The following is a 23,038-nucleotide window of genomic DNA, read 5'->3' on the forward strand; positions in this document are numbered from 1 at the left end:
CCCCCGCCGAGGCCGCGGCCGAGGCCGACGTCATCATGATCCTGGTCCCGGACCCGATCCAGGCCGACGTCTACGCCCAGGACATCGCGCCGCACCTGAAGGCCGGCGACGCCCTGTTCTTCGGCCACGGCCTGAACATCCGCTACGGCTTCATCAAGCCGCCGGCCGACGTCGACGTCTGCATGGTCGCCCCGAAGGGCCCGGGCCACCTGGTCCGCCGCCAGTACGAGGAGGGCCGCGGCGTCCCCGCGATCGTCGCCGTCGAGCAGGACGCCACCGGCAACGCCTTCGCCCTGGCGCTCTCCTACGCCAAGGGCCTGGGCGCCACCAAGGCCGGCGTCATCAAGACCACCTTCACCGAGGAGACCGAGACCGACCTGTTCGGTGAGCAGGCCGTCCTCTGCGGTGGCACCGCAGCCCTGGTGAAGGCCGGGTTCGAGACCCTGGTCGAGGCCGGCTACCAGCCGGAGATCGCGTACTTCGAGTGCCTGCACGAGCTGAAGCTCATCGTCGACCTGATGTACGAGGGCGGCCTGGAGAAGATGCGCTGGTCGGTCTCCGAGACCGCCGAGTGGGGCGACTACGTCACCGGTCCGCGCATCATCACCGACGCCACCAAGGCCGAGATGAAGAAGGTCCTCGAGGAGATCCAGGACGGCACCTTCGCCAACACCTGGATCGCCGAGTACAAGGCCGGTCTGCCGAAGTACAACGAGTACAAGAAGGCCGACGAGGACCACCTGCTGGAGACCACCGGCAAGAAGCTCCGCTCGCTGATGAGCTGGGTGAACGAGAAGGCCTGAGCCTGCCCGGACTCCGGTCCGGCGACGGTCCTGCCGCGCGCTCCTGCCGCATTCCGCAGGGCCCTTGTACAACTAGGCTGCTCCCGTCCGGGTGATTTCGCCGGACGGGAGCAGCCCGGTACCCAGCCCGTCGATACACTTCCGAGTGCGCGTCAGGCCCACAGCGTCGTGCGTCTACCTACGCGGCATGCCACCTTCCCCCCGCCTTCCACGCCACCTACGTGCCGGGGAGAACCGGACAGTTAAGGACACACTGTCGTGAGCACTGCTAACACTGTGACAACCGGCGTTGTGCTGATCGCCGAAGAGCTGTCGCCCGCCACCGTCGACGCCCTCGGCCCCGACTTCGAGATCCGCCACTGCAACGGTGCGGACCGTACCGAGCTGCTGACCGCGATCGCCGACGTGGACGCCATCCTGATCCGCTCCGCCACCAAGGTGGACGCCGAGGCGCTGGCCGCCGCCCGCAAGCTCAAGGTGGTCGCCCGGGCCGGCGTCGGCCTGGACAACGTGGACGTCTCGGCCGCCACCAAGGCCGGTGTGATGGTCGTCAACGCGCCGACCTCCAACATCGTCACCGCCGCCGAGCTCGCCTGCGGCCTGCTGATCTCCGTCGCCCGCAACATCGCGCCGGCCAACGCCGCGCTCAAGCAGGGCGAGTGGAAGCGCAACAAGTACACCGGCGTCGAGCTCAGCGAGAAGGTCCTCGGCGTCGTCGGCCTCGGCCGGATCGGCGTCCTGGTCGCCCAGCGGATGTCCGCGTTCGGCATGAAGATCGTCGCGTACGACCCCTACATCCAGGCCGCCCGCGCCGCGCAGATGGGCGTCAAGCTGGTCTCGCTGGAGGAGCTGCTGGAGGTCTCGGACTTCATCACCGTCCACCTCCCGAAGACCCCGGAGACCATCGGCCTGATCGGCGACGAGGCGCTGCACAAGGTCAAGCCGACCGTCCGCATCGTCAACGCCGCCCGCGGCGGCATCGTGGACGAGGAGGCGCTCGCCAGCGCCCTGCGCGACGGCCGGGTGGCCGGCGCCGGCCTGGACGTCTACGCCAAGGAGCCGTGCACCGACTCCCCGCTGTTCGCCTTCGACAACGTGGTCGCCACCCCGCACCTCGGCGCCTCCACCGACGAGGCGCAGGAGAAGGCCGGCATCGCGGTCGCCAGGTCGGTGCGCCTGGCGCTGGCCGGCGAGCTCGTCCCGGACGCGGTCAACGTCCAGGGCGGCGTGATCGCCGAGGACGTCCGCCCGGGTCTGCCGCTGGCGGAGAAGCTCGGCCGGATCTTCACCGCGCTGGCCGGCGAGGTGGCCGTCCGCCTCGACGTCGAGGTCCGCGGCGAGATCACCCAGCACGACGTCAAGGTGCTCGAACTCTCCGCTCTCAAGGGCGTGTTCGAGGACGTCGTGGCGGAGACGGTGTCCTACGTCAACGCCCCGCTGTTCGCCCAGGAGCGCGGTGTCGAGGTACGCCTGACCACCTCCAGCGAGAGCCCCGAGCACCGCAACGTGATCACCGTCCGCGGCACCCTGGCCGACGGCGGCGAGATCGCCATCTCCGGCACCCTGGCCGGCCCGAAGCAGACCCAGAAGATCGTCGGCGTGGACGCCTTCGACGTGGACGTCGCGCTCACCGACCACATGGCGTTCTTCAAGTACGAGGACCGCCCCGGCGTGGTCGGCGTCCTCGGCCGCCACCTCGGCGACGCCGGCATCAACATCGCCGGCATGCAGGTGGCCCGCGACGGCGGTGGCGCGCTGGCGTCCATCACCGTGGACAGCCAGATCCCGCAGGAGGTGCTGTCGGCCATCGCCGCCGAGATCGGCGCGCGCTTCGCCCGCTCGGTCGACCTGGGCGCCTGAGCACGCCCCGGGCCTGCCCGGGAGCCACGCAGGGCCCGTACCGCCACCGGCGGTACGGGCCCTGCGGCGTTCGGGGGCGGGGTGTTCGAGGGCCCGTTCGGCGTTCCGGGTGGCACCCGTCTCAGATACTAGGAAATCCAAGTATTCGTGCAGACACGGCAGGGGCATGGCCGTACCGTGGAAGAGCCATACGGTGTGCCGCCCCTGTAGCCAGGGCCTGCGGCCCGTGTGCGCCCGTGCGCCCCGAGGGCAGGCGACCCCTGCTCCGCGTACCTTCCCGTCGCTCGCCGTCCACCCTTCCTGCGACGTGCTCCGCACGGCACCTCCGGTGCCTCGACCCTCTCCGCACGCCCTCGCGTGCCCCTCTTCGCCAAGGAGCCCGGTATGCCCCCCACCGCAGACCGCCACGCCACTCCCGCCCCCGCCGCCACCACCGCCCGCACCCCGCGTCGCCGCCGCGCGGCCGAGCGGACCCCCTTCGCGGCCGCCGCGCTGCAGCGCGCGCTGGACCGCCGCGACAACGGCGGCGTCACCGGGCACCTCTGAGCGCTCCTCGCGGCCCCGGTCCGGTGCCGCGGCGTTCATCCGCCCATTGGTCCGTACGGGCTGACGTCGTGTCACCCGGGAGAGTGCAAGTGGCGCCCGTTGGAGGGATGTTGCTCGCACCGCCCTTCCCGGGCCTCCTATATGTGGGGCCCGGGAAGGGTGATCGACGTCCGCGCGGGCGGGCGTCAGCGACACGGCGTGCGGATCAGTCCCCCTTGCCGGGGGAGAGGGCCCAGTGCGTCAGCCACCCGTCCGTCGTCCGATCGTCCGGATCGGCCTCACCCTGGCCCTGCTGTCAGGGCCGGCACTGTTCACCGCCGCCCCGGCGGCCGGCAGCCCGCCGACGGCCGCACCGCCGGGCGAGCGGGCGGCCTCCGTCCTGCTGGAGCTCGGTACCGAGGCCGCCGGCCCCGCCTGGCGCCGGGCCGCCGCCGAGGCCCGTCGGGCCCAGCGCTCCCCGGAAGCCGTGCGCCGCGAGGCCGCCGCGGCCGGGGCCGGGCAGCGGTCCCGCGCCCAGGACGCGCTCGACCGGCTGGCCGCGGCCGTGCACGGCGCGGCGCCCACCGCCCGCGAGCTCTACCGCACCCGTACCCTGCTCACCGGCCTCGCCGTGACGGTGCCGGCCGACCGGCTGCCCGCCCTGCGCGCGCTGCCCGGGGTCGAGGCCGTCCACCCGATCGTCCGCAAGCAACGGGACAACGCCCACTCCGTGCCGCTCACCGGTGCGCCCGGCGTCTGGGCCGGCCCGTCCGGCGAGGCCGGCGGCGACGGGAACACCGGGCAGGGCGTGCGGATCGGCATCGTCGACAGCGGCATCGACTACACCCACGCGGACTTCGGCGGCCCCGGCACCGAGGAGGCCTTCAAGGCGGTCGACGGAGCCCGGCCGGCGCCGGCCGACCTCTTCCCGAGCGCCAAGGTGGTCGGCGGCCGCGACCTGGTCGGCGACGACTACAACCCCGACCCGTCCTCCCCGGCCTACCAGCCCGAACCGCACCCCGACGACAACCCGATCGACTGCGCGCTCAACGGTCACGGCACCCACGTGGCCGGCACCGCCGCCGGCCTCGGCGTCACCGCCGACGGCAAGCCCTACGCCGGGCCCTACCGGCCGGGCCTCGACCCGGCCGGTTTCCGGGTCGGCCCCGGCGCCGCCCCCGGCGCGCAGCTCTACGCGATCCGGGTCTTCGGCTGCGACGGCGCCACCGACCAGCTCACCCAGGCGCTCGACGTCGCCGCCGACCCGAACGGCGACGGCGACCTCGGCGACCGGCTGGACGTCGTCAACCTCTCCCTCGGCAGCCGCTTCGGCTCGCCGGACGACGCCGACGCGATCGCGGTCGACCACCTCGCCGAGCTGGGCACCGTGGTGGTCGCCGCGGCCGGCAACGAGGGCGACGTCCACGGCATCGGCGGCAGTCCCGGCACCGCACCCCGGGCGATCGCCGTCGCCGCCTCCGTCGACCCGCACAGCGACGCCGACGGCATCACCGTGCTCGCCCCCGACCCGCTGGCCGCGGTCGTCCCGGCCCACTGGAGCGGCCGCTACCAGGACTGGGCGACCGCCGACGTCAGCGGGCTGCTCGCGCTGCCCGTCGACCAGTCGGACGGCTGCACGGCCTTCACCGGGGCGGACCGGCAGCGGCTCGCCGGGAGGATCGCCGTGCTCGCCTGGAGCACTCGCGAGTCCGAGCGCGCCTGCGGCTCCGCTGCGCGGGCCGACCACGCGGCCGACGCCGGCGCGATCGGCGCCCTGCTGGCCGCCGACGACGACCACCTCGCCGAGATCGCCGGCAACGACCGCATTCCGGTCGCCCTGCTGGGCCACGCCGACGGCGAGCGGCTGCGCGCCGGCGCGGCCGACGGCCCGGTACGGGTCCGGCTCGCCGCCCCCGGCAACGCGCTGCACGGCGTCGTCCCCCAGGACCAGCCGCAGCGCACCGACACCCTCACCGACTTCACCTCGCGCGGCATCGGTGTGCCGGGCGTGGTCAAGCCCGACCTCGCCGCGCCCGGCGAGACCATCTGGTCCGCCAAGGCCGGCAGCGGCACCGGGGGCCAGCGCGAGGACGGCACCTCGATGGCCACCCCGCTGGTGGCCGGCCTGGCCGCGCTGGTCCGCGCCGCACACCCCGACCGGACGGTCGAGCAGGTCAAGGCCGCGCTGATGAACACCGCCGGCGACACCTGGCTCGGCGACGGCGGCACCGGCCCGGTCTACGGCCCCGAGCGCACCGGCGCCGGCCGGGCCCGGGTGGACGGAGCCGTCCGGACCCCCGCGGTGGCCTACGCGGCCGGCGAGGGCGCGATCGAGGGCGCCGTCGGCGTCTCCTTCGGCCCGGTCCCGGTCGGCGGTGCGTACCGCGACGTGCGCGAGGTGGAGGTCCGCAACCTCTCCGGCACGGCAGCGGTCTACCGCACCGGCTACGCGGCCGCCACCGAACTGCCGGGCGCCGCCTTCGCGGTGACGCCCGAACGGATCGAGGTCCCGGCCGGCGGCACCGCCCGGGTCCGGGTCGCGCTGACCGTCCCCGGCCGGCTCGGCCGGGTCCCCGACCCGACCATCGCCACCCTCCAGGGCGGCAAGGCCCGCACCTATCGCGGCGAGCTCTCCGGCCGGTTGCTGCTCACCCCGGAGTCCGACCCGGCGCTGCCCGGGCTGCGGGTGCCGGTCTTCGCCGCCCCGCGGCCGGCGTCCGACCTGACCGCGGCGGCGCCCGCCCGGCTCACCCGCTCCGGCGCGCTGGCCGCCCTCGTCGGCACCCCGGCCCCGGCCGAACAGCCCGGACTGCTCAGCGCGTTCGCGCTCGGCGGGGAGGGCGCCCGCTGGCCCGACTGCCCGCCCGCCAGCGGCGCCGCCGTCGGCCCGGGCGCGGGCATCGTCCCGGAGGACAGCACCGAGGCGCAGGCCCCGGACGCCGTCTGCGTCGAACGCCCCGGCGACCGGGCGGCCAACCTGCGCGCGGTGGGCGCCGCCTCCGACGCGCCGGCCGTGCCGGACGGCCAGGGGATGCTCTACCTCGGTGCCCAGGTCTGGGCGCCCGCCGCCACGCCGGTCGGGGTGTTCGCCGTCCGGGCCTCGCTGGACACCGACGGCGACGGCGTCACGGACGCCGTGGTCAAGGCCGACCGGCAGCGCGGCAGCGACGTCCTGGTGGCGCGGACCCTGGACGCCCGCACCGGCGCCGAGTTGGACGTCCAGCCGCTGAACGCCCGCTGGGGCGACAGCGACACCGCGCTGCTGGACAGCGACGCGGTGGTGCTCCCCGTCCGGCTCAGCGCCCTCCCCGGCGTCAGGGCCGGTCACAGCACCGTCCGCTACGGCCTCTGGACGGGCGCCGCCACGACCGGCAAGCCGGACCCGGCGGAGGCCTTCTCGGCGATCGGCCTGCGCGGCACCCGGCCGACGCTCACCATCGACGTGCTGCACCCCGCCGTCGACGTCCGGACCGGACCGGGCGGGCCCGCCGCGGTGGCCGCCGCCCTGCCGCCGGGCACCGTCCTCGACATCCACCGGGCCGACGGCGACACCTCGCGCGTCCTCCTGTTCCACCACTTCAACCGGGACGGGCGGCGCGGCCAGATCCTCAGCCTGCCCTGATCCGCCGTAAGCCCTTGCGGCGTTCCACCCCTCGCCCACGACCGGGCCCCGGAGCCCCTGCCCGCCCTGCGGGTGGGGGCTCCGGGGGTCCTCCCGGGGGCGCTCAGCCGGACCGTGGCCCCGACGCGCCCTCGCGGCGGGCCCGCTCGACCGCACCACGGCGCCGCGGCGGGCGGGCGGCGCGGCGGTGGCGGCCGAGGACGCCGGCGAGCGTGATGACGGTGGCCGAGGCCAGGACGACGGTCAGCCCCTCGTCGAGGCCGGGCGGGCGGAACGAGCAGTCGATCCGGTCCGCACCGGCGCCGAGCGGCACGCCGACCATGCCGAGGACGGAGTCGGGCGCCCGGTGGCGGCCGCCGCCGGCCGCACAGGTCCACCCGGCGGCGGCCGGGACGGAGACCAGGGCCGTCCCGGTGCTGCCGGGCGGCAGTGCGGCCGTGACGGAGTGGCCGCCCGCGGCCACCCGGGTCGCGCCGGTCCGGGCCAGCCGGGCGACCGCCGCCTCCAGCGCGCCGGGCCGCAGACAGCCGATCGGCCGGGCCGGGACCTGGGTGACGGCGTCCGCGTGCAGCACCACCCGGACCCGGCCGTCGGCGGGCACCGGCCCGAGCTCGTGGATCGGTACGGCGGTGGTCGGCTGGTCGCCGTCGCTGCGGTAGACCGTCCCGAGGCCGCTCACCGTGCCGGCGAACCAGACCCCGTGGAAGTACGCCGTACCGCCCGGCGTGCAGACCGCCGCGAACGCCGTGCCGTCCGCCCCGGCCGGGGTCGGGGGGACGGACCAGCCGCTGGTGCCGTGCGCGGTGGGGGCCGGGCCGCCGTCCGGGACCGGCTCGGGGACGTCGTACACCGGGGAGCCGAGCAACGACTCCTGCCGGGACCAGACCGAGGAGGTGTCCGGTGCACCGCCCGGTGGCAGCACGGTGACCAGCGGTGGCGCGGCCGCGGCCCGGACCACCGTGAAGCCGGTCGGCGGCGGTCCGTCGGCCAGCCGGGTCCGGACGGCGAACAGCGCCCGCCCGACCGGGTCGGTGACGCTCGCGGTCTGCCGCCCGCCGGCCCCCCAGCCCGCGCCGAGGTCGTGCAGGAGCAGGGCGGTGACGGTGGGCAGGTAGCCGCTGGCGTAGCCGCCGCCCTGGCCGTCCAGCAGCAGCGGGTCGTTCGGGGTGAAGGCGTGCGGCCCGGGGTCGGTCCGGGCGCGCGGCCAGTCGGCGGACTGCCACACCGCCGCGTACGCCGCCCGGACGGAAGCCCCGGTGGCGGTGGCCCCCGCCGGGCCGCCCAGCGCCGGGTACGCGGACCAGACCAGGCCGCCGAGGACCGCGCAGCCCAGGACCGCGGTGGCGGCCGCGCCCGCCCGCCGGTCGGTGTGCCGCACCTCCAGCGTCCCGAGCGCACCGAGCAGGACGCCGCCGCCGGCCGTCAGGAGCACCCAGGTGGAGGCCGGCGCCGGGTGCCGGGCGGCGGCGATCGCGGCGACCAGCAGGGCGACCGCGGCGCCGCCGAGCAGCGTCCACCGGTCCGGCCGGTGCGCGAGCGAGACCCAACCGGCCAGCACGAGCAGGCCGCTGAGCACGAAGGGCACCCGGTAGGGGCCGCCGGCCGGGATGGCCAGACCGTGCCAGACCAGCACGGTGGGCGTCCGGACGAAGCTCAGCACCACCAGCGCCAGCACCCCGCACCAGAGGGCCCGCTCCCGGGGCCGCACTCTCCGGTTGAACGGCAGTCCGGCCACCAGCAGCAGGCCGAACAGGCCGATCGAGACGTCCGGGACGGGCGGCCCGCTGCCCGTGACCGGCAGCAGCTGCGCCAGGTGCCCGCCGAGGCCGGACGGGCCGAGCGGCTGCACCGGGGACTCCGGCTGCGCCTCCTGCGCGGCCCGGACGGCGGTGAACAGCACCGGCGCCGCGAGCGCGACCCCCGCGGCGGCCAGGGTGACCGCCCGGCCGGTGGCCCGGACCGCGGCCTTGAACGGCCGCCGCACCGCGAGCAGCCGCACCGCCAGGACCAGGCCGGCCGTGGCCGTGGCCATGGCGGCGGTGTAGAGGTTGCCCGCCCAGGCCACCGCGACGCAGAGCGCGCCGGAGACCCAGCGCCGCTCGTGCAGGCACCAGTCCCCGGCCAGCACCAGCAGCGGCAGCGAGACCAGGCCCCAGAGCCACATCGGGGCCGCCCCGCCGACCGTCGGCACCCAGGCGCAGAGCCCGTAGCCGAGTGCGGTCACCGCCCGGAGCCAGTGCGGCCCGGGGTGCAGCCGGCCCAGCACGTGGGCCATCAGGGCGGTGCCCAGTCCGATGCTGAGCTCGGCGGTCAGGAACACCGCCAGCTGCCCCTGGCTGCGCGGCAGCAGGACGGCGAGCCAGGAGAACGGGTTCATCAGGTGGGCGAAGAAGTCGGCCAGGAAGGGCGCGCCGTAGCCGCTGTTCCAGGTGAACAGCAGATCGCCGGTGGCGCGTCCGTGCGCGAGGTCCCAGAGCTGGGCGTGGAAGGGCACCGCGACTTCCGCCGCCCCGGGCGGCCAGGCGCCGCGCAGCGCCGCCGCGAGCGCGTACCCCGCCGCTGCCGCGCCGCCCGCCACCGCGCAGACCCGTGCCTCCCGCCACCGCGCGCCCATGGTGTTCTGCCCCGTTCTGCGAGCAATGCCGGATCCGGATGCCCGCGAGCATAAGCGCGCCCTCGGCGCGGACGACGCCTCACGCGCTCCCTCGTGGGAGGGACGTGCGGGGGAAGGCCGCCGAGTAGCCTGAGAGCACCCGTCAGGCTGCCCGCATGGGAGGAACCATGACCATCGAGCCGTACCCGGACTGGCTCCGGCCCCCGGCTGAGGGGTACACCGCCGAGGACCTCGACCGGCTGCCCGATCTCCCGCCGCACACCGAGCTGCTCGACGGGAGCCTGATCTTCGTGAGTCCGCAGACGTTGTTCCACATGTCGACGCTCAAGCGGTTGGAGCGGGCCCTCGACGACGCGGTGCCGGCCGGGTGGCGGGTGTGGCGCGAGATCACGGTCCGGCTGAACGTGCGGAACCGGCCGGAGCCCGACCTGCTCGTCGTCGACGAACGCGCGCACTCCGACTCCAGGCGCACGTCCTGCGAGCCCGGCGACGTCCTGCTCGTCATCGAGGTCGTCTCCGAGGAGTCCCGGGAGCGCGACCGCCAGGTGAAGCCGCGCAAGTACGCCGCCGCCGGCATCCCGCACTTCTGGCGGGTCGAGGGGGACGAGGAGGGGCGTCCGGTCGTCCACACCTACGAGCTGGACCCCGCCACCCAGTCGTACGGTCTGACCGGCATCCATCACAAGCAGTTGAAGCTCGAACGGCCGTTCCCGGTCGACATCGGACTCGCCTGACGTCGTCCGGATAGTGGACACCAGGTGTCAGTGACTGGGACGGCGGAGTAGGGTCCGAGCATGTCTCGCACCCTTCGTCTCGCAGTTGTCCCCGGTGACGGCATCGGCCAGGAAGTGGTCGCCGAAGGCCTCAAGGTCCTCGAAGCCGCCCTGCCCGCCGACGTCAAGCTGGAGACCACCGAGTACGACCTCGGCGCCCGGCGCTACCACCGCACCGGTGAGACGCTGCCGGACAGCGTGCTGGCGGAGCTGAGGACCCACGACGCCATCCTGCTCGGCGCGATCGGCGACCCGAGCGTGCCGTCCGGCGTGCTGGAGCGCGGGCTGCTGCTGAAGCTGCGGTTCGCCTTCGACCATCACATCAACCTCCGTCCGGGCCGGCTCTTCCCCGGCGTGAAGTCCCCCCTGGCCGGCGAGCCGGAGATCGACTTCGTGGTCGTCCGCGAGGGCACCGAGGGCCCGTACGTCGGCAACGGCGGCACGCTGCGCACCGGGACCGAGCACGAGGTGGCCACCGAGGTCAGCCTCAACACCGCGTACGGCATCGAGCGGGTCGTCCGGGACGCCTACCGGCGGGCCCAGGCACGGCCGCGCAAGAAGCTCACCCTGGTCCACAAGAACAACGTGCTGGTCCACGCCGGCCACCTGTGGACGCGGATCTTTGAGCAGGTCGGCCGGGAGTTCCCCGAGGTCACCACCGACTACCTGCACGTCGACGCGGCGACCATCTTCTTCGTCACCCAGCCCGAGCGGTTCGACGTCATCGTCACCGACAACCTGTTCGGCGACATCCTGACCGACCTGGCCGCCGCCGTCACCGGCGGTATCGGCCTGGCCGCCAGCGGCAACATCAACCCCGGCGGGGAGTTCCCGTCGATGTTCGAGCCCGTGCACGGCTCGGCCCCGGACATCGCCGGCCAGGGCAAGGCCGACCCGACCGCCACCGTGCTGTCGGTCGCCATGCTGCTGGACCACCTCGGCTTCGCCGCCGAGGCCGCCGCGGTGGAGGCCGCGGTCGCCGCGGACCTCGCCGAGCGCTCGGGCACCCGGACCACGTCCCAGGTCGGCGACGCGCTCGCCGCCCGAGTATCCGGCTGAAGGGCCGGAACCGACATGTGCTGTTCCGGCTGAAGGGCCGGAACCGACGAGCGGAGTTCCGGCTGACAGGGCCGGAGCGCGCACGCGCATAACCGCAGCTTGCAGCTCCCCAAGGAGCCCGCAACTGTTCGGCACGGCCCTCTGGATGCGAGTATCGACAGTGGGCCGTGCCGTTGTGCGTCCGTTTCGGGGCCGTTGTGCCGAAACGTTCACCTGCGGAGGCGGCCCGGACCAACCCCACGGTGAAGGACACACAGCCATGAGCACGCCCACCCAGGCGCCCATCACGTTCGATCTCAAGCCCTCCGCCCACCCGCTGTCCACCGCGGAGCGCGAGGCCCGGCTGGTCAACCCCGGCTTCGGACGCATCTTCACCGACCACATGGTCACCATCCGCTGGACCGAGGGCCGGGGCTGGCACGACGCGCAGCTGCAGCCGTACGCGCCGATCGAGATCGACCCGGCCAACATGACGCTCCACTACGGCCAGGCGATCTTCGAGGGCCTCAAGGCCTACCGCCAGACCGACGGCTCGATCGCGACCTTCCGCCCGGAGGCCAACGCCGAGCGCTTCCAGGCCTCCGCCCGCCGCCTGGCCATGCCGGAGCTGCCGGTCGAGACCTTCGTCGAGGCCGTCGAGCTGCTGGTCCAGCAGGAGCAGAACTGGGTGCCGAACGAGCCGGAGCAGAGCCTCTACCTGCGCCCGTTCATGTTCGCGACCGAGGTCGGCCTGGGTGTCCGCCCGTCCAACTCCTACCTCTTCATGCTGATCGCCTCGCCGGCCGGCGCCTACTTCCCCGGTGGCGTGAAGCCGGTCTCGGTCTGGCTGTCCGAGGACTACGTCCGCGCCGCGCCGGGCGGCACCGGCGCCGCCAAGTGCGCCGGCAACTACGCCGCCTCGCTGGTCGCCCAGGCCGAGGCCGCCGCCAAGGGCTGCGACCAGGTGGTCTGGCTCGACGCCGCCGAGCACCGGTGGGTCGAGGAGATGGGGGGCATGAACCTCTACTTCGTCTTCGGCGAGGGCAAGGACGCGAAGATCGTCACGCCCGCGCTCTCCGGCGCGCTGCTGCCCGGCATCACCCGCGCCTCGCTGCTGCAGCTCGCCAGCGACCTCGGCTACGCGGTCGAGGAGCGGAAGATCTCCACCGAGGAGTGGAAGCAGGGCAACGCGGACGGCACCCTCACCGAGGTCTTCGCCTGCGGCACCGCCGCCGTCATCACCCCGGTCGGCTCGGTCAAGTCGCAGGGCGGCGACTGGACCGTCGGCGCCGGCGAGCCCGGCCCGGTCACCATGGAGCTCCGCAGGGCGCTGCTCGCCATCCAGGGCGGCCAGGCCCCCGACACCCACGGCTGGCTGCACAAGATCGTCTGATGCAGACCGCCTCCGGCCCGCGCCGTTTCGGATGCCGAGACGGCCGGGCCGGATGCCGGATCGCTGTGCCACACTGCGAGCGTGTCCTCGCTTTCGCTGATTATTAGCAGCAGGCGCGCCGGTCCGCAGTGACCGCTCCGCAGTACCCGATGCGGAGCGACCACCAGCGTCCAGACCCGCGCGCAGACCTCTCGCACCCGCGAGGGGTCTTTTTGTTTCCCCCGGACCGGCCGGGAGCCCTCACAAGGGGCCCAGGGACACCGGGGCCGCGCGCGGGATGCTGGACAGTGGAGCCGGGACTCGCAATCCGGCAGAGCAGTACCAACCTCCCCGAAACGGAGAACCAAGGGCCATGACCGAGGTCAGCCGTACCGACGACGGCTTCCACGTCTTCGACACCACCCTGCGCGACGGCGCGCAGCGCGAGGGCATCAACCTGACGGTGGCCGACAAGCTGGCCATCGCCCGGCACCTGGACGAGTTCGGGGTCGGCTTCATCGAGGGCGGCTGGCCCGGCGCCAACCCCCGCGACACCGAGTTCTTCGCCCGGGCCGCGGACGAGCTGGACCTCCGGCACGCCCAGCTGGTCGCCTTCGGCGCCACCCGCCGGGCGGGCGGCCGGGCGGCCGACGACCCGCAGCTGGCCGCCCTGGTCAACTCGGGCGCACCGGTCGTCACCCTGGTCGCCAAGTCCCACGACCGGCACGTCGAGCTGGCGCTGCGCACCACCCTGGACGAGAACCTGGAGATGGTCCGGGACAGCGTGGCGTACCTGCGTGCCCAGGGCCGCCGGGTCTTCATCGACTGCGAGCACTTCTTCGACGGCTACAAGGCCAACCGCGACTACGCCCTCGCGGTGGTCCGCGCCGCGCACGAGGCCGGCGCGGACGTCGTCGTGCTCTGCGACACCAACGGCGGGATGCTGCCGGGCGGTGTGCGCGACATCGTCGCCGACGTGCTCGCCGCGACCGGAGCCCGGCTCGGCATCCACGCCCAGGACGACACCGGCTGCGCGGTGGCCAACACCCTGGCCGCGGTGGACGCCGGCGCGACGCACGTCCAGTGCACCGCCAACGGCTACGGCGAGCGGGTCGGCAACGCCAACCTCTTCCCGGTGGTCGGCGCACTGGAGCTCAAGTACGACCGCCGGGTGCTGCCGGCCGGCAGCCTCGCCGAGATGACCCGGATCTCGCACGCGATCGCCGAGCTGGTCAACCTGGCCCCCTCCACCCACCAGCCGTACGTCGGCCACTCCGCCTTCGCGCACAAGGCGGGGCTGCACGCCTCGGCGATCAAGGTCGACCCGGACCTCTACCAGCACATCGACCCGGAGACGGTCGGCAACACCATGCGGATGCTGGTCTCCGACATGGCGGGCCGCGCCTCGGTCGAGCTCAAGGGCAAGGAGCTCGGGTACGACCTCTCCACCGACCGCGACCTCGCCGGCCGGGTGGTCGCCAAGGTCAAGGAGCAGGAGAACCTCGGCTACACCTACGAGTCCGCCGACGCCTCCTTCGAGCTGCTGCTCCGCGACGAGGTGCGCGGCAGCCGCGAGCGCTTCTACACCCTGGAGTCCTGGCGGACCATCAGCGAGCAGGGCGGCTGGGGGTCCTCCCGGCCGGAGGCCGGGGGTGGGTTCACGGGCAACGAGGCGACCGTCAAGCTCTGGGCCAAGGGCGAGCGGCGGATCGCCACCGGCGAGGGCAACGGCCCGGTCGACGCCCTGGACAAGGCGCTGCGCACCGCGCTGGACGGGATCTACCCGCAGCTGGCGAAGTTGGAGCTGGTGGACTACAAGGTCCGCATCCTGGAGGGCCAGCACGGCACCGGCTCCAAGACCCGGGTGCTGATCGAGTCCACCGACGGCACCGCCGCCTGGTCGACCGTCGGGGTGGCCGACAACGTGGTCGCCGCCTCCTGGCTGGCCCTGGAGGACGCCTACACCTACGGCCTGCTGCGGGCGGGGCTGGAGCCCTCCGAGTAGGCCGCTGGACGCCGGCGGCCCACGGACTCCCGGACGGGGACCGTGGGCCGCATCGTTTCCGCGGGGACCGCGGCGCCGCCTCCCGATCGGCCTGTCTAGCGCAGGCGGGCGAGGAGGGCGTGTTCGACGAGGGTGATCAGGGTGCTCTTGGCGCTGTCCCGTCGGCGGGCGTCGAGGGTGACGATGGGGGTGTCGGGGCCGAGCTGGAGGGCTTCCCGGACCTCGTCGGGGGTGTGGGGCTGGTGGCCGTCGAAGCCGTTGAGGGCGACGACGAAGGGCAGGCCGCTGTTCTCGAAGTAGTCGAGGGCGGGGAAGCAGTCGGCGAGGCGTCGGGTGTCGACGAGGACGACGGCTCCGATGGCGCCTCGGACGAGGTCGTCCCACATGAACCAGAAGCGGTCCTGTCCGGGGGTGCCGAACAGGTAGAGGATGAGGTCCTCGTCGAGGGTGATGCGGCCGAAGTCCATGGCGACGGTGGTGGTCGTCTTGCCGGAGACCTGGCTGATGTCGTCGATGCCGGCGGAGGCGCTGGTCATGACGGCTTCGGTGCGCAGCGGGTTGATCTCGGAGACGGCGCCGACGAGCGTGGTCTTGCCGACGCCGAAGCCGCCGGCGACGACGATCTTCGCCGAGGTGGTTGCGCGGGTGGGGGCGGCCGCGTTAGAGCTTGCGAAGTCCACTGAGGACCCTTTCGAGCAGCGTGACGTCGGGCTGGTTTCCGGATTCGCCTCCGGAAGCGGGCTGGTGGATGGCGACCAGGCCGGCCTCGGCCAGGTCGGCAACGAGGATGCGGGCCACTCCCAGCGGAAGCGAGAGCAGGGCCGAGACCTCGGCGACGGACTTGACCTCCGTGCACAGGGTGCAGATCCGCTGGTGCTCCGGGAGCAGGGTGGCCAGGCGCTGCGGATCGACGCTGGCCGAGACCAGGGCCTCCAGGGCCAGCTCGTACCGGGGCCGGGTGCGCCCGCCGGTCATCGCGAACGGCCGGATCAGCGGGCCGGAGTCGTGGTCGTCCTCGAACTCCTCGACGTGGCCGGGCTCCTGGGCCGGTGCGTAGCCGGGGCCGGGCTCGGGGCCGCGCTGCGGCGCGGGCCCCTGTCCGGGAGCGCCGTGGCCGGCGTGCCGGCCGGGCAGGTGGTCCTGCGCCGGGTAGCCGGAGGCGTGCGGATCGTACGGGGGCTGCGGCTGGGCGTACTGGCCGTACTGCTCCTGCGCGTACGACTGGCCGTACTGCTCCTGGCCGTACGGCTGGCCGTACTGCTGACCGTGGCCGACGACGCCGGGTGCTCCGAAGGCGTCATGGCCTGTGCCAGGGTACGGAACGCCGTACTGGCCGCTGCGGTCGTCGGGCGGTGTCACGGTTCCTCTCCTCACAGGGTGCGGCGGTGCGGTGCGAGCTCGGGTGCGGATCCGGAGCCGGTGGTGCGAAGGCCGTACAACGTCCGAACCCGAGCCCGCCGAAGCGGGCCCGGGACGGGCGCGGAGGTGCTTCGGATACCAGGACGGTATCCGACGAACCGTCAGTGCAGGAGACTGCCCTGGAGTTCTGCGCGGAGTGCGGGGGTGAGGACGGCGCCGGCGCGGTCGACGAGGAGGGCCATCTCGTAGCCGACGAGGCCGATGTCGCTGTCCGGGGAGGCCAGCACGGCGAGGGCGGAGCCGTCGCTGATGGCCATCAGGAACAGGAAGCCACGCTCCATCTCGACGACGGTCTGGTTGACCTCGCCGCCCTCGAAGATCCGGCTGGCGCCGGAGGTGAGGGAGGTGAGGCCGGAGGCGACCGCGGCGAGCTGGTCGGCCCGGTCACGCGGGAATCCCTCGGACATGCACAGCAGGAGGCCGTCCGCGGAGACCACCACCGTGTGCGACACCCCGGGGGTGTTGTCCACGAAATTGGTGATCAGCCAGTTCAGGTTCTGTGCGGCCTGGCTCATCTGACTCAACTCAACGCTCCTGGTGGTTCGAGCCGCCGAAGAGATCGGTGCTGCGGTTCTGCTGTCCGTTGCCGGACTGGTCTACCTGATCGGGGTCGATCCGGAAACTTCCGGTGCTACCGGCACTGCGGCCCTGCTCCACACCGCGGCGCAGGTTCGTGAGGCGGCCACGGACCTCCTCGGGACTGCGGGAGACCTGCGGCCCGTCCTGCGGGGTGGGCTTGGCGTTGCCGGCCACCAGGTTCTGCTTGGGCACCCGGCGGGGGAGCCCGGAGGCGGTGGTACCGCCGGACGCGGGCTCACGGAGCTGCTCGGCACGCTGCCAGGCGCCGTCGTTGGGCGACTGCCAGGCCGAGCCGGTCGGTCCGGTGGGACCGTAGCCGCCCAGGGAGGACACCTCGTGGCCGCGGGACTCGCTCGGTGCCGAGGTGTCCTTGGCGCCGGCGAACCAGTTCGGGGTCTCGCCGCCCTGCGACGGGTCGGCACCCGCACCGCCGCCGGCCAGCTGCTGGCCGGGGCGGCGCTGGGGCAGCCCCGACGCCAGGGGGGAGTCGGCCGCGGGCAGCGCGGGCTGCTCCGGGCTGTACGGGTGGCCGGCCGGGGACTCCTCGGCCTGCTGGCCGTACTGGTCGTCGGCGTAGCCGTCGTAGTCCTGGTAGCCCTGGTACTGGCCGTACTGGCCGCCGTCCTGGCCCTGGGCGTACTGGTCGTCGGCGTAGCCCTGCTGCGGGAACCGGCCGTAGGCGTCCTGCCCGTAGTCGTTCCCGGCGTACTCGCCCTCGGCGTACCCGTTGCCGTCGTAGCCGTACTGGTCGTCGGCGTAGCCGTTCTGGTCGTAGCCCTGCTGGCCGTACCGGCCGTCCTGGGCGAAGGCCTCGTCGTTGCGCCGGCCGTACGCCGGGTACTCGTCCTCGACCTCGGCGTCGACCACGGGCTGCTGCTGGGTGGCCTCCGGACCGGCCTCCAGGGCGGCGCGGCGGACCTGGTCGAGCCGCTGCGAGCGCTGGACGGAGTCCAGGGCCGGGCTGAAGCCGGTGGAACCGTTGCCGTTGCCGGTGAGGTGGTCGTCGAAGCCCAGCTCGGCGGCGCTGCGCGCCTGGTCGAGGCCGTCCACGGACCACTCGGCGGTCGGCTCCTGGTCGGCGAAGATCCGGGAGACGGTGAACTGCTCCTCCGGCTCCGGAGCCGCGCCCATCTGGGTCAGGAACGGCGGGAGCATGACCAGCGAGGTGGTGCCCGCGGACTCGCCCGAGGGGCGGAGCTGGACGCGGACGTCGTGCCGCTGGGAGAGCCGGCCGACCACGAAGAGGCCCATGCGGCGGGAGATGGTGGCGTCGACCGTCGGCGGCTCGGCGAGCTTCTCGTTGATCTCGGCGAAGTCGTCGGCGGTGAGGCCGATGCCCTTGTCGTGGATCTCGACCAGCACGCGGCCGTCCGGCAGGCGGGTGGCGTTGACCAGCACCCGGGTCTGCGGGCTCGAGAACGAGGTCGCGTTCTCCAGCAGCTCGGCGAGCAGGTGGACGAGGTCGGTCACGGCGGCGCCGACGACCTCGACCTCCGGGATGCCGGCGAGCTCGACACGCTCGTACTGCTCCACCTCGGAGGCGGCGGCGCGGAGCACGTCGACCAGCGGGACGGGGGTGTTCCAGCGGCGACCGGCTTCCTCACCGGCGAGGACGAGGAGGTTCTCACCGTTGCGGCGCATACGGGTGGCCAGGTGGTCCAGCTTGAAGAGGTTCTCCAGCTGGTCCGGGTCGGCCTCGTTGTTCTCCAGGTCGGTGATCAGCGCCAGCTGGCGCTGGATGAGGCCCTGGCTGCGGCGCGACAGGTTGGTGAAGATCGCGTTGACGTTCCCTCGCAGCAGCGCCTGCTCGGCGGCGAGCTCGACCGCCTGGCGGTGGACCTGGTCGAAGGCCCGGGCGACCTCACCGATCTCGTCCTTGCCGTGCAGCGGGATCGGGGTCACCGAGGTGTCCACCCGGTCCGGGTCGGTCTTGGAGAGCTTCTCGACCAGGTCCGGCAGGCGGCGGTCGGCGATCTCCAGGGCGGCGCTGCGCAGGGTGCGCATGCCGAGGATCATCGAGCGGGCCACGTAGCCGGTGAGCACACCGGCCAGGATCAGCGCGGCGAGCACGATCGCCGAGTTGAGGATGGCGTCGTAGAGCGCGTTGTCCCGCAGGTCGGCGGCGTCGTGGAGCACGTCGTCCAGGAGCGCGACCTCGGTGGTGCGCAGCGTGGCGATGTGGGTGTTGGCGGCCTGCTCCCAGTTCTCCTTGGACAGACCGGCGTCCTTGGCCTCCTTGTAGGCGGCGTCGGCGACGGCCTTGCCCTTGGACTGGCCCTCCGCGGCGGCCTGGCTGTAGGCGGCACCGAGGGCCATCAGGCCCTGCATGGTGGGCACGCTGCCGTTGGGCATCCGGAAGGCGGCGCGCTGGTCGGCGGCGGCCTGGGCGACCTGGGCGTCGGCGTACTTGCGGGCGTCCTCGGGGGCGCTGCCGGTGTTGAACTCGGAGAGGGAGACCTGCTCCAGCTTCTGCGAGACCAGCAGCTGCTGGATCAGGTCGACGTTCTCGTACCGGGTGGTGGACTGGGCCGAGATACCGACCAGCAGGTGGAGCATCAGCGCGCGCTGGGTCGAGGCCGAGGCCTTGGCCAGCGACATGGCGTAGATCGCCCGGCCCTTGCTGGTGATGTTGGTGCTGCCGAGGCCGACCGAGTTGTCGTAGGCGAGCAGCGGCGCGAGCATCACCGAGTAGGCGGACTGCGTCGCGGTCGCGAACAGCTCCGGCTTGTACGCGTTGTCGCGCAGGTGCGGCAGGAAGGCGACGAGCTGCTGGAAGGCCGCGTGGCGGTGGGGGAGCTCACCGGACTTGTCGGTGGCGTCGTAGGCCGCGTTGTAGGCCTTGAGGGCGGCGTCCGTGGTCCCGCGGGTCTTGGGGAGGTCGCCGTTCGGGTCCTGGCCGGTGAGGATCGGCGAGAGCGTCTTGTCGCGCTCGTTCTCCAGGGCCTCGGCGAGCTCGGTGGCCGCCTTGGCCAGGCGCGCGGTCTTCTCGGCGCGGGAAGCCTTGATGTAGCCGTCGACCGAGGTGTTGACGCGCAGACCGCCGAAGACCAGGCCGATGACGACCGGGATGAGGAGGATGGCTATCAGACGCGCCGGCACGCGCCAGTTGCGCGGCCGGAGGAAGTCGTACCGGCTGTCGCCGCCCTTGCCGTCCTTGCCACCCTTGGCGTCCTTGGCGTCCTTGCCGCCGCCGTCCGCCGGGCCGGAGCTGCGGCGCTCGGTGGAGGCGGTCGGGGGCTTCGGCGCGACGGCCGGGCGTTCCTCGGTGGGTGTGAACGCGGAGAATCCGGCCGGGCCGGTTGCGTTACCGTTCGGCTCGCTCTGGCGGGGCTCGGAGCGCCGCTGCGGGGCGACTTGCTGCTTACGCCTCACTCGACAACAACCTCTCGGCCGATCGCGGCCATGGATCAATCCAGCGCTACCCCTGAGAGCGGCCCGCTGGTGGGTGGTGGGACTGCCGTACGGGATTCAGGGGTAGCTGGAATTTCAGCACGTGCAGGGATGGGGGACAAACAGCCGCCGAGGACGGCCGACGGTGGAGCAATTGGGACATTTACCGACATCCGCTCACAAAACCGTGGTCATCTGGCGCTGAGTGACGCTGATTCGCTACAGACAGCCACTGTTGATCACAAAATGCCTACCGAACTGTTATCCGCCGCTTATCCGGGGGTCTTGCGCGCTCTGCGCCGGCGTCACCCCTCCGGAAGCCGAGGTGCCCCGGCGCCCCGTCGCCGGGACGGGGTGCCGGGGCTGCCGACCTGCGGGTTCCGCCTAGCGCAGGCGGGCGAGGAGGGCGTGTTCGACGAGGGTGATGAGGGCGCTCTTGGCGCTGTCCCGTCGGCGGGCGTCGAGGGTGACGATGGGGGTGTCGGGGCCGAGCTGGAGGGCTTCCCGGACCTCGTCGGGGGTGTGGGGCTGGTGGCCGTCGAAGCCGTTGAGGGCGACGACGAAGGGCAGGCCGCTGTTCTCGAAGTAGTCGAGGGCGGGGAAGCAGTCGGCGAGGCGTCGGGTGTCGACGAGGACGACGGCTCCGATGGCGCCTCGGACGAGGTCGTCCCACATGAACCAGAAGCGGTCCTGTCCGGGGGTGCCGAACAGGTAGAGGATGAGGTCCTCGTCGAGGGTGATGCGGCCGAAGTCCATGGCGACGGTGGTGGTCGTCTTGCCGGAGACCTGGCTGATGTCGTCGATGCCGGCGGAGGCGCTGGTCATGACGGCTTCGGTGCGCAGCGGGTTGATCTCGGAGACGGCGCCGACGAGCGTGGTCTTGCCGACGCCGAAGCCGCCGGCGACGACGATCTTCGCCGAGGTCGTGGCGCGGGTGGCTCCGTTAGAGCTTGCGAAGTCCACTGAGGACCCTTTCGAGCAGCGTGACGTCGGGCGTTCCGCCCGACTCGCCCGCGGCGGCGGGCTGGTGGATGGCGACGAGACCGGCCTCGGCCAGGTCGGCAACGAGGATGCGGGCCACACCGAGCGGCACGCCGGCCAGTGCGGAGATCTCCGCGATGGACTTGACCTCACGGCAGAGGTTCACGATCCGGGCGTGCTCGGGCAGCAGGCCGCCGGATCGCTCGGCCGAGCCGGTCGTCGAGATCAGCGCCTCGATGGCGAGCTGGTACCGGGGCCGCGTGCGGCCACCGGTCATCGCGTACGGGCGGACCAGCGGCTGCTGCTCGTAGCCGTCGGACTGCTGCCCGCCGTAGCCGCTGCCGTACCCGTTGCCGTAGCCGGCGGGTGTCGAAGGCGGGGTCATGGGTCCTCCTAGTGCTGCAGCCTTGGGCAGCCGGTTCCAGCTGGGTGGTGCCAGCTGAGGCGAAATCAGCTGCCTGAGGGTAGCTGAGGGTGAGGCGCCGGGTCTGGTCGGGTCAGACCCGGCGGGGAGGTGGGACGGGTGGGGTCGCCGCGCAGGGGCCTCAGTGCAGGAGACTGCCCTGGAGTTCTGCGCGGAGTGCGGGGGTGAGGACGGCGCCGGCGCGGTCGACGAGGAGGGCCATCTCGTAGCCGACGAGGCCGATGTCGCTGTCCGGGGAGGCCAGCACGGCGAGGGCGGAGCCGTCGCTGACGGCCATCAGGAACAGGAAGCCACGCTCCATCTCGACGACGGTCTGGTTGACCTCGCCGCCCTCGAAGATCCGGCTGGCGCCGGAGGTGAGGGAGGTGAGGCCGGAGGCGACCGCGGCGAGCTGGTCGGCCCGGTCACGCGGGAATCCCTCGGACATGCACAGCAGGAGGCCGTCCGCGGAGACCACCACCGTGTGCGACACCCCGGGGGTGTTGTCCACGAAATTGGTGATCAGCCAGTTCAGGTTCTGTGCGGCCTGGCTCATCTGATTCAACTTCAACGCTCCTGATGATCTGCGCCGTTGCCGTCGGTCCGGCCACCGAAACTATCGAACCCGGGCTGCTGGGCACCATGGTGGAAGCCAGGATTTCCCTGGCCGGAGGCCTGCTCGGCACCGGCCCGGCGCCCCTGCTGGATGCCGCGGCGCAGGTTGGTGAGCCGGCCGCGCACCTCCTCGGGCGCCCGGGACACCTGCGGACCGGTCATCGGCGAAGCCTCGGCGGTGCCGGAGACCAGGTTGGCCTGCGGCGTCCGCCGCGGGAGGCCGGACATGGTGACCCCGCTGGTCGAGGGCTCGCGGACCTGCTCGGCCCGGCGCCAGCGCTCGTCGTTGGCGGACGGGCGCCAGGGGGCCTCGCCGGCCGGGCCCTGCGGGGCCTGGGGGTGCTGGGCCTGCGGGGCCGGCTGGTCCTGGAAGCCCGGCGCGGTGGTCCCCGGCCGGCGCGGCTGGTACTGCTGGCCGAGGCCCTGCGCGGCCTCGGCCGGCAGGCCCGGCTGCGGCTGGGGCCGGGTCTGCTCCGGAGACTCGAAGCCCGGGGCGCCGCCCTGCGAGGGACCGATCGGCAGCGCCATCGGCTCCTGGCGGACCGGCTCCGGACGGACCGGGTTCGGCACGTCCGGCAGCACCGGCTCGACCAGGCCGAGGCCCAGCGGGTCACGCGGGTCGATCTCACTGGCCTCGAAGCGCGGCCGGGCGAACTGCGCGGTGCTCTCCATCGCGGACTCGGCCGCCGGCAGCGGCTGGGGCTGGGCCTGCTGGGCGGGGAGCTGCGGCGGCTGGGCCTGCTGCGGCTGCTGCTGCGGCTGGGCGTGCTGAGCCTGCTGGGCCGGCAGCTGCTGGGGGCGCCCCTGCTGCTGCGGGCCCGGGCGCTGCGGCCGGCGCGGACCCTGCGGGCCCTGGCCGCCGGGGCCCTGCGGGGCCTGGCCGGGACGGCCACGCTGCGGCAGGCCGTCCTGCGGGCGGTTGCCCGGGCGGGCGGCGCCCTGCGGCGCACCCGGACGACCCGACTGGTCGGCCCAGCCGTGCTGGGGCTGCTCGCCGGTCCGGGGGCCCGGACCGGGCTGCTGCTGACCGCGGCGGGGC

At 73.5% G+C, this 23,038-nt stretch carries 16 protein-coding genes and 1 pseudogene; 8 read left to right on the plus strand and 9 right to left on the minus strand.

Features of this window, described 5'->3' with window-relative positions:
- From ilvC to MCM47_RS36575, 4 genes are all read left to right on the plus strand, one after another.
- Nucleotides 1–803 (plus strand): ketol-acid reductoisomerase (ilvC, locus tag MCM47_RS36560; RefSeq protein ID WP_238951332.1); only part of this gene is annotated, 803 nt, incomplete at its 5' end.
- 276 nt (nt 804–1,079) lie between these two features.
- A complete protein-coding gene (gene serA, locus MCM47_RS36565) occupies nt 1,080–2,663 on the plus strand; it encodes a phosphoglycerate dehydrogenase (protein ID WP_238951333.1) in 1,584 nt (527 codons plus the stop codon).
- A gap of 384 nt (nt 2,664–3,047) precedes the next feature.
- Nucleotides 3,048–3,209 carry a hypothetical protein gene (locus MCM47_RS36570; RefSeq protein ID WP_238951334.1) on the plus strand — a complete coding sequence of 54 codons (162 nt, stop codon included), beginning with the start codon at nt 3,048–3,050 and terminating at the stop codon, nt 3,207–3,209.
- 235 nt (nt 3,210–3,444) lie between these two features.
- Nucleotides 3,445–6,810 carry a S8 family serine peptidase gene (locus MCM47_RS36575; protein ID WP_308222603.1) on the plus strand — a complete coding sequence of 1,122 codons (3,366 nt, stop codon included), beginning with the start codon at nt 3,445–3,447 and terminating at the stop codon, nt 6,808–6,810.
- Between the two features lie 103 nt (nt 6,811–6,913).
- On the opposite strand, the gene MCM47_RS36580 is transcribed toward MCM47_RS36575, so the two are convergent.
- Nucleotides 6,914–9,424, minus strand: coding sequence for a YfhO family protein (locus MCM47_RS36580; RefSeq protein ID WP_238951335.1), 2,511 nt, complete (start codon nt 9,422–9,424; stop codon nt 6,914–6,916).
- A gap of 167 nt (nt 9,425–9,591) precedes the next feature.
- Here MCM47_RS36580 and MCM47_RS36585 point away from each other — a divergent pair, with 167 nt between their 5' ends.
- The 4 genes from MCM47_RS36585 (at nt 9,592) to cimA (ending at nt 14,612) form a co-directional block, all read left to right on the plus strand.
- Nucleotides 9,592–10,158, plus strand: coding sequence for a Uma2 family endonuclease (locus MCM47_RS36585; protein WP_238951336.1), 567 nt, complete (start codon nt 9,592–9,594; stop codon nt 10,156–10,158).
- 60 nt (nt 10,159–10,218) lie between these two features.
- Nucleotides 10,219–11,256 (plus strand): 3-isopropylmalate dehydrogenase, encoded by a 1,038-nt coding sequence (locus MCM47_RS36590; protein ID WP_238951337.1) that lies wholly within the window; start codon nt 10,219–10,221, stop codon nt 11,254–11,256.
- A gap of 259 nt (nt 11,257–11,515) precedes the next feature.
- Nucleotides 11,516–12,628 (plus strand): branched-chain amino acid aminotransferase, encoded by a 1,113-nt coding sequence (locus MCM47_RS36595; protein ID WP_238951338.1) that lies wholly within the window; start codon nt 11,516–11,518, stop codon nt 12,626–12,628.
- A gap of 352 nt (nt 12,629–12,980) precedes the next feature.
- Nucleotides 12,981–14,612, plus strand: coding sequence for a citramalate synthase (gene cimA, locus MCM47_RS36600; protein ID WP_238951339.1), 1,632 nt, complete (start codon nt 12,981–12,983; stop codon nt 14,610–14,612).
- 95 nt (nt 14,613–14,707) lie between these two features.
- On the opposite strand, the gene MCM47_RS36605 is transcribed toward cimA, so the two are convergent.
- The 8 genes and pseudogenes from MCM47_RS36605 to MCM47_RS36640 form a co-directional block, all read right to left on the minus strand.
- The gene (locus tag MCM47_RS36605; RefSeq protein ID WP_238951340.1) at nt 14,708–15,292 is read right to left on the minus strand and encodes an ATP/GTP-binding protein; all 585 of its coding nucleotides are present in this window, start codon (nt 15,290–15,292) and stop codon (nt 14,708–14,710) included.
- Entirely contained in the window at nt 15,273–15,971 is a 699-nt protein-coding gene (locus MCM47_RS43585; protein ID WP_238951341.1) for a DUF742 domain-containing protein, read from the minus strand. Before MCM47_RS43585 ends, MCM47_RS36605 begins: the two co-directional genes overlap by 20 nt.
- Before the next feature lie 161 nt (nt 15,972–16,132).
- Nucleotides 16,133–16,546, minus strand: a complete 414-nt coding sequence (locus tag MCM47_RS36615) for a roadblock/LC7 domain-containing protein (RefSeq protein ID WP_097236138.1) — start codon at nt 16,544–16,546, stop codon at nt 16,133–16,135.
- A gap of 10 nt (nt 16,547–16,556) precedes the next feature.
- Nucleotides 16,557–19,982, minus strand: a complete 3,426-nt coding sequence (locus tag MCM47_RS36620; RefSeq protein ID WP_238951342.1) for a nitrate- and nitrite sensing domain-containing protein — start codon at nt 19,980–19,982, stop codon at nt 16,557–16,559.
- A 402-nt stretch (nt 19,983–20,384) separates the two neighbouring features.
- Nucleotides 20,385–20,963 carry an ATP/GTP-binding protein gene (locus MCM47_RS36625; protein ID WP_238951343.1) on the minus strand — a complete coding sequence of 193 codons (579 nt, stop codon included), beginning with the start codon at nt 20,961–20,963 and terminating at the stop codon, nt 20,385–20,387.
- Complete coding sequence (locus MCM47_RS36630; RefSeq protein WP_238951344.1) at nt 20,944–21,366, minus strand: DUF742 domain-containing protein; 423 nt, start codon at nt 21,364–21,366, stop codon at nt 20,944–20,946. The genes MCM47_RS36625 and MCM47_RS36630 overlap by 20 nt, the downstream gene beginning before the upstream one ends.
- Nucleotides 21,367–21,526: 160 nt before the next feature.
- Nucleotides 21,527–21,940, minus strand: a complete 414-nt coding sequence (locus MCM47_RS36635) for a roadblock/LC7 domain-containing protein (RefSeq protein WP_030057391.1) — start codon at nt 21,938–21,940, stop codon at nt 21,527–21,529.
- A gap of 11 nt (nt 21,941–21,951) precedes the next feature.
- A pseudogene (locus MCM47_RS36640) lies at nt 21,952–23,038 on the minus strand (hypothetical protein); the annotation flags it as partial.

Source organism: Kitasatospora sp. A2-31 (genome assembly GCF_022288725.1).
Classification (GTDB): domain Bacteria; phylum Actinomycetota; class Actinomycetes; order Streptomycetales; family Streptomycetaceae; genus Kitasatospora.

Coding starts and splice junctions, on each gene's coding strand:
- MCM47_RS36580 (WP_238951335.1), bottom strand. CDS start 9,424: ATGGGCGCGCGGTGGCGGGAGGCACGGGTCTGCGCGGTGGCGGGCGGC.
- MCM47_RS36615 (WP_097236138.1), bottom strand. CDS start 16,546: ATGAGCCAGGCCGCACAGAACCTGAACTGGCTGATCACCAATTTCGTG.
- MCM47_RS36635 (WP_030057391.1), bottom strand. CDS start 21,940: ATGAGCCAGGCCGCACAGAACCTGAACTGGCTGATCACCAATTTCGTG.
- MCM47_RS36585 (WP_238951336.1), top strand. CDS start 9,592: ATGACCATCGAGCCGTACCCGGACTGGCTCCGGCCCCCGGCTGAGGGG.
- cimA (WP_238951339.1), top strand. CDS start 12,981: ATGACCGAGGTCAGCCGTACCGACGACGGCTTCCACGTCTTCGACACC.
- MCM47_RS36590 (WP_238951337.1), top strand. CDS start 10,219: ATGTCTCGCACCCTTCGTCTCGCAGTTGTCCCCGGTGACGGCATCGGC.
- MCM47_RS36570 (WP_238951334.1), top strand. CDS start 3,048: ATGCCCCCCACCGCAGACCGCCACGCCACTCCCGCCCCCGCCGCCACC.
- MCM47_RS36595 (WP_238951338.1), top strand. CDS start 11,516: ATGAGCACGCCCACCCAGGCGCCCATCACGTTCGATCTCAAGCCCTCC.
- MCM47_RS36630 (WP_238951344.1), bottom strand. CDS start 21,366: ATGACCCCGCCTTCGACACCCGCCGGCTACGGCAACGGGTACGGCAGC.